The organism is Parasphingomonas frigoris, assembly GCF_036663815.1.
Taxonomy (GTDB): Bacteria; Pseudomonadota; Alphaproteobacteria; order Sphingomonadales; family Sphingomonadaceae; genus Sphingomonas.
In genome coordinates this window covers 821561-835517 of sequence record NZ_JAXOJQ010000002.1, presented here as the reverse complement: position 1 = coordinate 835517, position 13957 = coordinate 821561, and the positions used below count along the sequence as shown (strand labels likewise).

10 protein-coding genes are annotated in these 13957 nt (G+C 67.3%); 7 read left to right on the top strand and 3 right to left on the bottom strand.

Annotated elements, in window-relative coordinates; genetic code table 11:
• Window positions 1–18: 18 nt before the first annotated feature.
• The 3 genes from U1872_RS09370 (at window position 19) to U1872_RS09360 (ending at window position 5026) form a co-directional block, all read left to right on the top strand.
• Window positions 19–2466: a ligase-associated DNA damage response DEXH box helicase gene (locus U1872_RS09370; protein ID WP_332792608.1), complete on the top strand. Its 2448-nt coding sequence runs from the start codon at window positions 19–21 to the stop codon at window positions 2464–2466.
• Window positions 2467–2475: 9 nt separating this feature from the next.
• Window positions 2476–3441 (top strand): retropepsin-like aspartic protease, encoded by a 966-nt coding sequence (locus tag U1872_RS09365; protein WP_332792607.1) that lies wholly within the window; start codon window positions 2476–2478, stop codon window positions 3439–3441.
• A 175-nt stretch (window positions 3442–3616) separates the two neighbouring features.
• Entirely contained in the window at window positions 3617–5026 is a 1410-nt protein-coding gene (locus tag U1872_RS09360) for a M20/M25/M40 family metallo-hydrolase (protein ID WP_332792606.1), read from the top strand.
• Between the two features lie 234 nt (window positions 5027–5260).
• Here the strand turns inward: U1872_RS09360 and U1872_RS09355 are convergent, their stop codons facing one another.
• The gene (locus tag U1872_RS09355; RefSeq protein WP_332792605.1) at window positions 5261–7198 is read right to left on the bottom strand and encodes a potassium transporter Kup; all 1938 of its coding nucleotides are present in this window, start codon (window positions 7196–7198) and stop codon (window positions 5261–5263) included.
• 137 nt (window positions 7199–7335) lie between these two features.
• Between U1872_RS09355 and pdeM the strand changes: the two genes are divergently transcribed.
• On the top strand, window positions 7336–8025 hold the full coding sequence (pdeM, locus tag U1872_RS09350; protein ID WP_332792604.1) for a ligase-associated DNA damage response endonuclease PdeM: 690 nt from the start codon (window positions 7336–7338) through the stop codon (window positions 8023–8025).
• Window positions 8026–8154: 129 nt separating this feature from the next.
• Here the strand turns inward: pdeM and msrA are convergent, their stop codons facing one another.
• Window positions 8155–8811: a peptide-methionine (S)-S-oxide reductase MsrA gene (gene msrA, locus U1872_RS09345; protein WP_332792603.1), complete on the bottom strand. Its 657-nt coding sequence runs from the start codon at window positions 8809–8811 to the stop codon at window positions 8155–8157.
• An 89-nt stretch (window positions 8812–8900) separates the two neighbouring features.
• Entirely contained in the window at window positions 8901–9530 is a 630-nt protein-coding gene (locus U1872_RS09340; RefSeq protein WP_322160773.1) for a DedA family protein, read from the bottom strand.
• A gap of 260 nt (window positions 9531–9790) precedes the next feature.
• Between U1872_RS09340 and rpiA the strand changes: the two genes are divergently transcribed.
• The 3 genes from rpiA (at window position 9791) to tal (ending at window position 13873) form a co-directional block, all read left to right on the top strand.
• A complete protein-coding gene (gene rpiA, locus U1872_RS09335) occupies window positions 9791–10459 on the top strand; it encodes a ribose-5-phosphate isomerase RpiA (RefSeq protein ID WP_332792602.1) in 669 nt (222 codons plus the stop codon).
• Window positions 10460–10540: 81 nt separating this feature from the next.
• A complete protein-coding gene (gene tkt, locus U1872_RS09330; protein WP_332792601.1) occupies window positions 10541–12628 on the top strand; it encodes a transketolase in 2088 nt (695 codons plus the stop codon).
• A 135-nt stretch (window positions 12629–12763) separates the two neighbouring features.
• Window positions 12764–13873: a transaldolase gene (tal, locus tag U1872_RS09325; protein WP_332792600.1), complete on the top strand. Its 1110-nt coding sequence runs from the start codon at window positions 12764–12766 to the stop codon at window positions 13871–13873.
• The last annotated feature ends 84 nt before the right edge of the window (window positions 13874–13957 follow it).

Genomic DNA, 13957 nt, shown 5'->3' with positions numbered 1-13957 from the left:
GCACCCCATATCGGGGGGGTGAGCGTATCCGACCTTCCCGCCCCGATCACCGACTGGTTCGCTGCCAAGGGCTGGGCGCCGCGTGCGCACCAGCTCGATATGCTCGACGTCGCGCGCGCCGGGCATCACGGCCTGCTCGTCGCGAGCACCGGCGCGGGCAAGACGCTGGCGGGGTTTCTCCCGACACTCAGCGAACTGATCGAGCGTCCGACACAAGGCCTTCACACGCTCTACGTCTCGCCGCTCAAGGCGCTCGCGGTCGACGTCCAGCGTAACCTGCTCACCCCGATCGCCGAGATGGGCCTCGACATCCGCGTCGAGACGCGCACCGGTGACACGCCGTCGGACCGCAAGGCGCGCCAGCGGATCAAGCCGCCGCAGATCCTGCTCACCACCCCCGAATCGCTCAGCCTGCTGCTCAGCTACCCCGACAGCGGGCTGATCTTCGAAAACCTCAGGACGATCGTCGTCGACGAAGTCCACGCCTTTGCCACCGGCAAGCGCGGCGACCTGCTGTCCTTGTGCATGGGGCGCCTGCAACGCCTCGCCCCTGATCTGCGCCGCGTTGCACTCTCGGCGACGGTGGCGGACGCCGACGGCTATCGCGCCTGGCTCGCGCCCGATGGCGACATCGACACGGTCGATCTCGTCCAGGGGGAACCCGGCGTTCCCGCCAATATCGCGATCCTGCTGCCGCAGGGCCGCGTCCCCTGGTCGGGCCATTCGGGCCGCTACGCCGCCGAGCAGGTGATGGCCGAGATCGAGACGCACAAGACCTCGATCGTCTTCTGCAACACGCGCAGCCTCGCCGAGCTGATCTTCCAGGATCTGTGGAAGGTCAACGCGATGAGCCTGCCGATCGGCATCCACCACGGCTCGCTCAGTCTCGAAGCGCGGCGAAAAGTCGAAGGCGCGATGGCCGACGGCAAATTGCGCGGGCTCGTCGCCACCGCCAGCCTCGATCTTGGGGTCGACTGGGGCGACGTCGACTGCGTCATCCAGATGGGCGCGCCCAAGGGATCGTCGCGTTTGCTGCAGCGGATCGGCCGCAGCAATCACCGCATGGACGAGGCGTCGGAAGCGGTGCTCGTCCCCGGCAACCGCTTCGAATATCTCGAGGCGCGCGCCGCGCTCGACGCGGTCGAGGCGGGCGAGCTCGACCCCGACATCTTCCGCCAGGGCGGACTCGACGTGCTCGCGCAGCATATCATGGCGTGCGCCTGCGCCGCGCCGTTCGACGAAGCCGAATTGCTTAGCGAAATCCGCTCTGCCTTGCCCTATTCCGCGCTGACTGACACGACCTTCAGCCGCGTGCTCGGCTTCATTCGCGACGGCGGCTACGCGTTGAAAGCCTATGACAAGTTCAAGCGGCTGACGCAGGATGCCGACGGAATGTGGCGCGTCAGCCACCCCAAATTTGTTGCGCAGCATCGCCTCAACGCCGGGATCATCGTCGAGGCGACGATGCTCACCGTCCGCTTCAAGAACGGCCGCAGTCTCGGCAAGGTCGAGGAAGGGTTCGCCGCGACGCTCAGCCCAGGCGATACCTTCTTCTTCGCCGGCATGAGCCTCGAGGTGATGCACCTCGACACCGAGGATCTGCTCGTCCGCGCCACCGCCCGTCCGGCGCGGATCCCGACCTATGGCGGCGCCCGCATGGCGATGTCGACCAACCTCGCACAGCGTGTCCGCGGCTTCCTCGCCACGCCTGCCGAATGGCCGCGCTTCCCCGCCGACGTGCGCGACTGGCTGGAAATGCAGGCGCTCCGCTCGCGGCTGCCCAGCCCCGGGCAGTTGCTCGTGGAGACGTTCCCGCGAGAAGGCCGCCACTATATGGTCGCCTACAGCTTCGAAGGCTGGAATGCGCACCAGTCGCTCGGCATGCTCGTCACGCGCCGGATGGAGACGCTCGGGCTCAAGCCGCTCGGCTTCGTCTCGAACGACTATGCGCTCGCCTGCTACGGGCTCGAACCGATCACCGATCCGCAAGCGCTCTTCTCGCCCGATATCCTCGAAGACGAATTCGTCGACTGGGTGCAGAGCTCGGCGCTGCTCAAGCGTGCCTTCCGCGAAGTCGCGGTGATCGGCGGCCTCGTCGAGCGCCAGCACCCTGGCAAGCGCAAGACCGGCAAGCAGGTCACTTTCTCGACCGACCTGATCTACGACGTGCTGCGCAAGTACGAACCGGGCCATCTGCTGCTCGAGGCGGCGTGGGAAGATGCGCGCGCGCGGATGACCGATGTCGGCCGTCTCGCCGACCTGCTCGATCGCGCGGTCGACACGATGCTGCACGTCACGCTCGACCGGATTTCCCCACTCGCGGTGCCGGTGCTGACGCTGATCGGGCGCGAGCGCGTCGCCACCGGCGGGTCCGACGACGCGCTGCTGGTCGAGGCTGAAGTGCTCGCGGCAGAGGCTATGCGGCTCGATGGCGCACCGCTTGTGGAAAGTCCGCAACGGGCGTAATTTGTACAGATGACCTCGGCGCTTTTCCTGCTCGTGCCGTTCCTCGGGCTGGCGACGCCTGTACAAGCAGGGCCCGTGCCGGGGCCGATCGCAACTCCCGATGTTGCGCAGCATGATCCGCAGCAAACACCGCTCGACCAGCTCGCTTTCACCGACGACGGCACGCGCATGACGGTGCCGGTGACGATCGGTCCGGCCGGTCCCTATCGCTTCGTCGTCGACACCGGCGCCGAGCGCACCGTTATCTCGCACGAACTGGCGACCACGCTTGGTCTCGCGGTCGGCTCGCGCGTCCGCGTGACCGCGATGTCGGGGTCGAGCAATGTCGGCACCTATGTCGTCCCCGAGATCATCGTCGGCTCGCCGCGCGCCGGCGCGCGGCTGACCGGCAGCCGGATCGAGGCGCCCGCGCTGCAGGCCGGCAACCTCGGCGCCGCCGGGCTCGTCGGGATCGACACGTTGCAGGGCCATGCCGTGACGATCGACTTCGCGACCCGCACGATGACCGTCACCCCCTCGGTCAAGCGCACCCGCACCGAGCGCTTCGGCCCCGACGATATCGTGATCCGTGCGCGCAACCTGTTCGGCCAGCTCGTCGTGACCGACGCCGACTATCGCGGGCGCAAGATCCGCGTGGTGATCGACACCGGCGCGGTGATCAGCATGGGCAATCTCGCCTTGTTGCGCCTGGTCCGCAGCGATGCGCAGCAGATGCAGCCGATCAGCCTGCTCAGCGTCACCGGCGGCGTGCTGCAGGCCGATTTCCGGCTGGTCGACCAGATCCACGTCGCCGCGATCGGCTTCAAGGACCTCCCCGTCGCTTTCTCGGACGCGCCGCCCTTCGCCCGGCTCGGGCTGCACGATCGCCCCGCGCTGCTGCTCGGGATGGACGCGATGCGGCTGTTCGGGCGCGTGCGCATCGATTTCGCCAATCGCGAACTGCGACTCGCTCAGCCCACGCCCGACCCGCGCTGACCTCTGTGCGCCCCTCCCCTGCAGGGGAGGGGATGGGGGTGGGGCAGTGTCTCGCAGTGAGCGGCGTCGATGCCGTCCCCACCGCAACCCAGAAGGGGAGGGGCTTGTGGACTGGTTCCCCCGTTGCGTTCCCCCAATACGGCGCTAGCCTCGTGCCAACCACAGGGGGCTGTCCATGTTCGCACGCGTCACAAAGATCCTCGCCACCACCTTGCTCGCCACCACCGCGCTCGCCGGCACCGCCGCCGCGCAGGACCGCCCCGACCAGAAGGCCTATTTCGGCCTCTACAAGGAACTGGTCGAGACCAACACGACGCTGTCTGCGGGCAGCTGCACCATCGCCGCCGCGCAGATCGGCGCACGGCTCAAGGCGGCGGGCTTCGCCGATGCCGATCTCACCGCTTTCGCGGTCCCCGATCGTCCCAAGGAAGGCGGCCTCGTCGCGATCCTCAAAGGAAGCGACGCCGGGCTCAAGCCGATGCTGCTGCTCGCGCATCTCGACGTGGTCGAGGCCAAGCGCGAGGATTGGACGCGCGACCCGTTCACGCTGATCGAGGAGGGCGGTTATTATTACGCGCGCGGCACCACCGACGACAAGGCGATGGCGGCGATCTGGGCCGACAGCCTGATCCGCTTCAAACAAGAGGGGTACAAGCCCAAGCGCACGATCAAGCTCGCGCTCACTTGCGGCGAAGAAACCACCTTCGCCTTCAACGGCGCGCAGTGGCTCGCCAAGAACAAGCCCGAGCTGATCGCCGCCGAATTCGGCCTCAACGAAGGCGGCGGCGGCTTCATGGACGAGCAGGGCAAGCGGCTCGCTCTGTTCATGCAGGTCGGCGAGAAGGCGTCGCAAAACTTCACGCTGCTCGCCACCAACCCGGGCGGCCACAGCTCGCAACCCGTCCCCGACAATGCGATCTACCAGCTCGCCGACGCGGTCGAGGCGATCCGTGCTTACGAATTCCCGATCCGCTTCACCGACACGACGCGCGCTTTCTTCAAGGGCAGCGCGGCGACGCAACCCGCGCCGATGCGCGCCGCGATCACCAAGCTGCTCGCCAACCCGACCGACGCCGCCGCCGACAAGATCGTCAGCACCGACAAGACCTTCCACTCGACGCTGCGCACGACCTGCGTCGCGACCTTGCTGGCCGCCGGCCACGCCGAGAACGCGCTGCCACAGCGCGCGACCGCCAACATCAACTGCCGCATCTTCCCGGGCGAGAGCGTCGACGGCACGCTCGCCAAGCTCCAGGCGCTCGCCGGGCCTGCGGTGAAGGTCAGCGCCAACGCGCCGATCCGCCCGGTCGCGGTCCCGCCGACGCTCGACCCCAAGGTGATGGGCCCGGCGCAGGCGGTGGCTAACAAGCATTTCCCCGGCATGACGATCCTGCCCTTGATGTCGACCGGCGCGACCGACGGCATCTTCCTCGAAAGCATCGGCATCCCGGTCTACGGCGTGCCCGGCATCTTCATGACGAGCGACCTCAACCACGCGCACGGGCTCAACGAGCGGATCAACGTGAAGGCGCTGTACGACGGGCGGGATTATCTGTTCGACCTGGTCAAGGCCTATGCGGGGTAGCGCGGCGGGGACCCGCCGGCGCGCGCCAATCGGCAAGCGCTAGTCGTCCCGCTACAAAACCGCTGTCCTACACGCCGCGCGTTTGCGAGGCTCGCGTGGCCGTGTCGACCGCGTCGCGTTCGCCGGAGGGGATGATGCATATGAGGCTTATTGGTCGTCCACGCGGCAGCGCCCGACCCGCCGATGGTGTGACTTTCGTGTGACCTTCCGCGCCCCGGCGCAGCGCTCGCGCGCTTAAACCGTGACCTGTTCGCCAAGCTCCAGCACCTTGCCCGGCGGGATCTTCAGGAAGTCGGTCGGGTCGCTCGCATTGCGCTGCAGGAACATGAAGATCCGGTCCTGCCACATCGGCATGCCCTGGTCGGCGGCGGGCTTGATCGTGTTGCGCCCGATGAAATAGCTCGTCTTGGCGGGGTTGAGCGTCTTCTTGTGGCTGACCGCCTCGAGCCCGAGGTCGCGCGGCACGTCGGGCGATTCCATGAAGCCATAGGTCAGCACGATGATCGTGAAATTGGCGTCGACCGGGCGGATCTCGGCGCGCTCGTCCTGCTCGACCGAGGGGCGGTCGGCGGTGCGGATGCTGCAGATCAGGTTCTTCTCGTGCAGCACCTTGTTGTGCTTGAGGTTGTGGAGCAGCGCGCCCGGCGCGCTGTCGGGGTTGGCGGTGAGGAACACCGCGGTCCCCTCGACCCGCTCGGGCGGGCGCTTGGCGAGCGCTGCGGCGAGGTCGGCGAGCGGGACGCTCTGGCGCAGCTCGAATGCGCGGACGATCCCGCGCCCTCGGTTCCAGGTGTAGATGACGAGCCCGATCACCGCGGCGACGACCAGCGGCACCCAGCCGCCCTCGATCACCCGGAGAATGTTCGCGCCGAAGAAGATCAGGTCGAGCGTCAGGAACGGCAGGATGACGGCGAGCGCAAGCGGCCGCCCCCAGTTCCAGCGATGCCGCACGACGATGTAGGCGAGCAGCGTCGTTACCACCATCGTCCCCGTCACCGCGATGCCGTACGCCGCGGCCATGGCGGAGGACGTGCGGAACTGGATCACCAGCACCAGCACGCCGACCAGCAGCAGCCAGTTGATCGAGGGGAGGTAGATCTGCCCGGCCTGCGTCGCCGAGGTCTGGCGGATGCGCAGGCGCGGGAGCAGGCCGAGCTGGATCGCCTGCTGCGTCAGCGAGTACGCCCCGGTGATCACCGCCTGGCTGGCGATGACGGTGGCCATCATCGCGAGGCCGATCAGCCATGGGCGGACGCCCTCGGGCGCCATCAGGAAGAACCAGTCCTGGTTGACAAACGGCTTGCCCGCCGCGGCGGCAGCCTCGAGCGCGCTCAGCGCATAGGCGCCTTGCCCCAGATAGTTGAGGATCAGGCACGGGAAGACGAGCACGAACCAGCCGATGCGGATCGGCAGGATCCCGAAATGCCCCATGTCGGCGGTCAGCGCCTCGGCGCCGGTGACGGTCAGGAACACCGCGCCGAGCACGAATAGCCCGGTCACGCCGTGCGTCGCGAGGAAGATCGCGCCGTAATGCGGCGAGATGACGCGCAGGATCGAGGGTTCGTCGGTGATGTGCCACAGCCCGAGCCCGCCGATCGCCAGGAACCAGACGATGCAGACCGGGCCGAACAGCTTCGACACGCTCGCCGTGCCGCGGCTCTGGATGAAGAACAAGCCGACGAGGATGACGATCGTCACCCCGAGAATCACCGAATCGGTGAAGATGTCGCCGAGGCCGGGGATCGTCTTCAACCCCTCGACCGCCGAGAGCACCGACAGCGCCGGCGTGATGATCGCATCGCCATAGAAGAGCGAGGCGCCCGCCGCGCCGAGCACGAGCGCGATCAGCGAGCGCTTGCCGAGTGCGCGCCTGGCGAGCGCGGTCAGCGCGAGCACGCCGCCTTCGCCCTGATTGTCGGCGCGCATCAGGAACAGGACGTATTTGACGGTGACGACGAGGATCAGCGACCAGATGGCAAGGCTCAGCACGCCGAGGATCTCGCCGGGGTCGAGCCCGTCCTTGGCGGTCAGGCTCAGCGCTTCGCGGAACGCGTAGAGCGGGCTGGTGCCGATATCGCCGAACACCACGCCGATCGCGCCGATCGTCAGCGCGACGAGGGCGGGATGTGGCGCGTGGCGCGGGGCAGTGGATACGTCAGTGGCAGAGGTCATAAGCGGGTAATGGCTCGCCGGAGAGGACGGCGCGCTTTACGCTCGTCACACCTTTGCGCAAGCGGTTTAACCGGCGCGCGCTGTCGCTGGGCGGGACAGCGTTGCAAGGCTGCCGCGATTGCGACATAGGCGGGGGCATGGTTCCCTATTCGTTCGCCCCGTTCAGCTTCGGGGGCCACGCCTTGTTGGCCCTGCGCAGCGGCGCGGTCTTCTGGCCGGCGCGCGCGGCGCTGTTGGTCGCCGACCTGCATTTCGAGAAAGCGAGCTGGTTCGCCGGGCGCGGACAGATGCTGCCGCCCTACGATTCGATCGCGACGCTCGCCGATCTGAGCGCGGTGGTCGAGGCGCTCCAGCCGCGCGAGATCTGGTGCCTGGGCGACAGCTTCCACGACCCCAAGGGCTGTGAGAGGTTGCCCGCCGCGGCGCAGGCGACGCTCCGCGAACTGACCGGGGCGGCGCGGTGGACCTGGATCACCGGCAATCACGATGCCGGGCACGAGGCCGGGCTGGTCGACCATTGCGGCGGGATCGTGGTCGACGAGGCCGTCGTCGACGGGCTGGTGCTGCGCCACGAGGCGAGCGCCCGCGAGACGCGGCCCGAACTGTCGGGCCATTTCCACCCCAAATTCCGGCTGCGCGTGCGCGGCCGCAACGTCTCGCGAATCTGCTTCGTCGCGACCGAGACCAAGCTGATCCTGCCCGCGTTCGGCGCGCTGACCGGCGGTCTCGATGTCGATCATCCCGAGATCATCCGCGCCGTCGGCCCGGGGGCGGAGGCGCTGATCCCGGTCGAGGACAAATTGCTCCGCTTCAAGGTCGCGGCCTAGGGTTTGGGATGAGCCCCTCCCCTTCAGGGGAGGGGTTGGGGTGGGGCTGTAACGAGCGCTAGCTCTCTGCGAGGCACGTCCCCACCCCCAAACCCCTCCCCGAAAGGGGAGGGGCTTTAAGAAGAAGGATCAGCTCGCCAGCTGCGGGAACCCGGCGCGGAACGCCGCCACCTTCGGCTTGTCGAAGGTCACGATGTACGGATGGTTCGGGTTCCGATCGAAGAAGTTCTGGTGATACTCCTCGGCCGGGAAGAAGCTGCCGCTCTCGATCTTGGTCACGATCGGCTTGGCGAAGGCATGCGCCTGGCCGAGCTGCGCGATATAGGCCTGCGCAACCCCACGCTGCGCCGCGCTCTGCGGGAAGATCGCCGAGCGATAGCTATAGCCGCTGTCGGGCGTCTGGCGGTTGAGCTGCGTCGGGTCGTGCGCGACCGAGAAATAGACGCGGAGCAGTGTCGCATAGCTGACCTTGGCAGGATCATAGACCACGCGGATCGCTTCGGCGTGCTTGGTCGTCTCGGTCGAGACCTGATCATAGGTTGCGGTCTCGCGCGTTCCGCCGGCATAGCCGGCCGTCACGGTCTTCACGCCCTTCACATGCTCGAACACCGCTTCCATCCCCCAGAAGCAGCCGCCCGCGAAGATCGCGGTCTGCGGGCCGCTCGCCGTGACGTCGGTCTTGGAAACGGGGATCGGCACGGCGCGCTCGGCCTGCGCGGCGCCGCCGCCGAGCGCGTAGAGCGCGATTCCGGCGAGGCCGGCAGTGATCAGTACGGGCTTGAACATCGAAACACCTCTGAGACCAGATACAACGCCATTCGCGTCAACCTCGCGCCAAGTTACGCTCTGGCGGTCCCCAAAGATGTCGTGTCGGTTCAGGGCCGCTTCAAGCCACGCACGCGGTGCCAGATGTAGAAAGCCACCGCGGCGACGAGCACGACCGCAATCACCGCATCCGCGCTGTGGAACGCCGCCTTCATCGCCGGACTCTTGTTCCACTGGTCGCCGAGCTTCATGCCGACCCAGGCGAGCCCGAAGCACCACGGCCACGAGCCGAGGAAGGTGTAGATATGGAACGGCACCAGCGGCATCCGCGCGACCCCCGCCGGGAAGGCGATGAACGAGCGGATCACCGGCAGCAGCCGCCCGATTAGCACCGCCATATTGCCGAACCGCGCGAAGAAGCGATCGGCGGCATCGAGCTCGCCCGGACCGACCAGCACATAGCGGCCCCAGCGCTCGGCGAGTGGCCGGCCGCCGCGCTTGCCGATCTCATACGCGACGATCGACCCGAGATTGCACCCGATCGCGCCGGCGGTCGCGGCGAGGAACAGGTCGAAGCGCCCGGTCGACACGAGATAGCCGGCGAACGGCATGATGATCTCGGACGGCAGCGGGATGCACGCCGACTCGATCGCCATCAGCAGCGCGATGCCGAGATAGCCCCCGCTCGAGATGACGCCGATGGTGAAGGTGGCGAGGATGCCGAGGATTCGTTCGATCATGGGAACGCGCTTTGCCGCGGGGTGCGGGCGAGGGCTAGGGGAAAGTGCGCGGCTCTGGTTCCTCCCCTCCCTGGAAGGGAGGGGATCGAGGGGTGGGGCGGCCCGTTATCGAACGCCGCGCCCGCCCTATGCCGACCCACCCCCAGCCCCTCCCTTCCAGGGAGGGGAGGCTCGAGCGGTGGCGTCTCGCGTTCATCCGGAGAGAAAAGGCGAGAAGCGCCTTCGACAAGCTTGCGACGAACCGGCTAAGGGGTGCCGCCATGACCGACTCCGACAAACGCCTCGCAGCGCTCGCCGCCGTCGCCGAGGTCCGCCCCGGTATGATCGTCGGGCTCGGCACCGGCTCGACCGCCGCCTTCGCGATCGCGGCGCTCGGCGAAAAGGTCCGTGCCGGCCTTCAGGTCACAGCCGTCGCTACCAGCCTCGCCACCGAAGCGAGCGCCCGCAAGGCCGGCATCCAGCTCATCGCGATGCCCGCCCGGATCGACCTCACGATCGACGGCGCGGACGAGATCGATGCCGCGCTGAGCGCCATCAAGGGCGCCGGCGGTGCGATGCTGCGCGAGAAGGTCGTCGCCGCGGCGAGCGACCGGATGATCGTCATCGCCGACGGATCGAAGCGCGTCGCCACGATCGGCGCAGCGAAAATCCCGGTCGAACTGCTGCCCTTCGCGCAAGCCTTCGTCGCCGACCGACTCGCGGCACTCGGCGGCGCGCCGAGCCTGCGCGCCGGTTTCACCAGCGACCAGGGCAACCCGATCCTCGATTGCCGCTTCCCCGCCGACATCGACCACGTCGCGCTCGCCGCGGCGATCGACGCGATTCCGGGCGCGCTCGGGCACGGTCTGTTCCTCGTCGAGGTCGATGCCGCCTATATCGCGACCGACGGAGTCGTTACGCGGCTGGAACGCGGCGGCGCGAGCGACTAAAGCGCGAGCGTTATCTTCAACCCCGGGCAACCCGACCGACGCGAGAGCGTTCAGCGACCACAATAAAAGGCGACCCCCTGCATGGCCGACACCCAGACCCAAGCGAACCCCGCAACCGCGCTCCACGAGGATGGCAGCCCCGAGCGCCTCCAGATCGACACGATCCGCACGCTGTCGATGGATGCGGTGTCGACCGCCAAGTCCGGCCATATCGGCACCCCGATGGCGCTCGCGCCCGTAGGCCACACGCTGTGGACCAAGTTCCTGCGCACCGATCCGACGACCCCCGACTGGCCGAACCGCGACCGCTTCGTGCTGTCGGTCGGCCACGCCTCGATGCTGCTCTATGCGCTGCTGCACCTCGCCGGCGTCGAGGAGATCGACCGCGACGGCAAGAAGTCCGGCGCGCCCGCGGTCAGCCTCGACGACATCAAGGCGTTCCGCCAGCTCGGCTCGAAGACGCCGGGCCATCCCGAATATCGCCACACCACCGGCGTCGAGACGACGACTGGTCCGCTTGGTGCCGGCTGCGGCAATTCGGTCGGCATGGCGATCGCCGAGCGTTGGCTTGCCGCGCGCTACAATCGTGACGGCTTCAAGCTGTTCGACCATGACGTCTACGTCTTCTCGGGCGATGGCGACATGATGGAGGGCGTCGCCAGCGAAGCCGCCAGCCTCGCCGGGCATCTCAAGCTGTCGAACCTGTGCTGGGTCTACGATTCGAACCACGTCTCGATCGAGGGCGGCACCGACCTCGCGTTCGACGAGGACGTCGGCAAGCGCTTCGAGGCCTATGGCTGGCACGTGCTCCACGTAAACGACGCCAATGATTGCGCGGCGATGGCGGCGGCGCTCGACAGCTTCAAGGCGTGCGACGACAAGCCGACCTTCATCGTCGTCCACAGCATCATCGGCTATGGTAGCTCGATCCAGGGCACGGCGAAGGCGCACGGCGAAGCGATGACGCTAGACGACATCGCCAACACCAAGAAGGCTTATGGCTGGGATCCCGAGGCCAAGTTCCTGGTACCGGACGGCGCCAAGGAAGGGTTCCACAAGGCGGTCGCCGATCGCGGCACGCCGCTTCGCGAAGCCTGGGACGAGATGCGCGCGCGCTATGCCGATGCATACCCTGAGCTGTCGAAGGAACTCGACGCCTTGCTCACCAGCCAGCTCCCCGAGGGCTGGGATGCCGACATCCCGACTTTCGATGCCGATGCCAAGGGCATGGCGTCGCGCGATGCCGGCGGCAAGGTGATGAACGCGATCGCCGCCAAGGTGCCGTGGCTGGTCGGCGGCTCGGCCGATCTCGCGCCTTCGACCAAGACGCTGATCGATAACGGCGGTTCGTTCCAGGCCGACAGCTATGGCGCGCGCAACCTGCACTTCGGCGTGCGCGAGCATGGCATGGGCGCGGTCGTCAACGGCATGGCGCTGTCCTATCTGCGCTCCTACTCGGCGACCTTCCTGGTCTTCTCCGATTACATGCGCCCGCCGATCCGCCTCGGCGCGCTGATGGAACTCGGCGCAACCTACGTCTTCACGCACGATTCGATCGGCGTCGGCGAAGACGGCCCGACGCACCAGCCGATCGAGCAGGTCATTTCGCTCCGCGCGATCCCCGGCCTCGACACGATCCGCCCGGCCGATGCCAATGAGACCGCATGGGCGTGGAAGGCGGCGATGCAGTCGGCCAACCACCCGACCGCGCTGATCCTCTCGCGTCAGGCGCTCCCGACGATCGATCGGTCGAAATATGCGAGTGCCGAGGGTCTCATGAAGGGCGGCTATGTCCTCGCCGATAGCGAGAACCCGCAGGTCATCCTGATCGCGACCGGCTCGGAAGTGTCGCTCGCGCTCGAGGCGCACGACAAGCTCGTCGCGCAGGGCGTCGCGTCGCGCGTCGTGTCGCTGCCAAGCTGGCATCGCTACGAGAGCCAGGACGAGGCCTATAAGGAGTCGGTCCTGCCAAAGGCGGTCAACGCGCGGCTCGCGATCGAGATGGGCAGCGAGATTGGCTGGGACCGTTATGTCGGCACGCACGGCAAGACGATCACCATGTCGAGCTTCGGCGCCTCGGCCCCGATTGCGAAGCTGCAGGACAAGTTCGGCTTCACCGTCGACCATGCCGTCAAGCTCGCGACCGAGATGGTCAACGCCGCCAAGTAAGCCGGCCTCGGCCCGTCACCCCGGCATCCGCCGGGGTGACGGGCACTAATCACCCCCTTGGGGTTGTTCGCGTAACCGGCGTGCCCAAATGCAGGGCTACACGGGCGTACGACACAGATTTACGGAGAAGCAGTGATGGGCCGTTTGAACGATCTCGCAAATCTGGGTCAGGCCGTTTGGCTCGACTTCGTCGACCGCAAGTTCCTGGCCGAGGGCGGATTGCAGAAGATGGTCGACGAGGATTCGCTGACCGGCGTCACCTCGAACCCGTCGATTTTCGAAAAGGCGATGGGCCACGGCGACGCCTATGACGCCGAGCTCGCCGCCTACGACAAGACCAACCCCGATGCCCCGACGATGGATCGCTACGAGCATCTCGCGATCCTCGACATCCAGGCTGCCGCCGACACGCTGCGCCCGGTTTACGACCGGCTCGACGCCAAGGACGGCTATGTCAGCCTCGAAGTCTCGCCCTATCTCGCCAACGACACCGATGGCACGATCGCCGAGGCGCAGAAATTGTGGAAGGCGGTCAACCGCCCGAACCTGATGATCAAGATCCCCGGCACCCCTGCCGGTGTCCCCGCGATCGCCGCGACGATCGACGCCGGGATCAACGTCAACGTCACCTTGCTCTTCTCGCAGAACGCCTATCAGGCGGTCGCCGAAGCCTATGTCGAGGGCCTCGAAAAGCGCGCCGCGCGCGGCGAGCCGATCGACAAGATCGCCAGCGTCGCGAGCTTCTTCGTCAGCCGGATCGATTCGAAGATCGACGACAAGATCGATGCCGGTGTCGGTGGTGACGAAGCCAAGGCGCTCAAGGGCAAGGTCGCAATCGCCAACGCCAAGCTCGCTTACGCCTGGTACGAAGAGTTCATCGCCTCGGCCCGCTGGCAGGCGCTCGCCGCCAAGGGCGCGCAGGTCCAGCGGCTGCTGTGGGCGTCGACCGGCACCAAGAACCCTGAGTATCCCGATACGCTGTATCTCGACACGCTGATCGGCAAGGACACCGTCAACACCGTGCCGCCCAAGACGCTCGACGCCTATCGCGAGCGCGGCACCGCGGCATCGACGCTCGGCCAGGACGTCGCCGGTGCGCGCCAGGTCATCTCGGATGCCGAGCGGCTCGGGCTCGACCTCGACGGCGTCACCGACACGCTAGTCGAGGAAGGCGTCGCGTCCTTCTCCAAGGCGTTCGACGATCTGCTCGGCGCGATCGCGGCAAAGCATCCCGCGCACGCCTAAGCGCGTAATCGCAGCCCCCCACCGTTCGGGCTGAGCCTATCGAAGTCCTTTTTGTCCGACGGCGGACAAGGAGGCAGTCCTTCG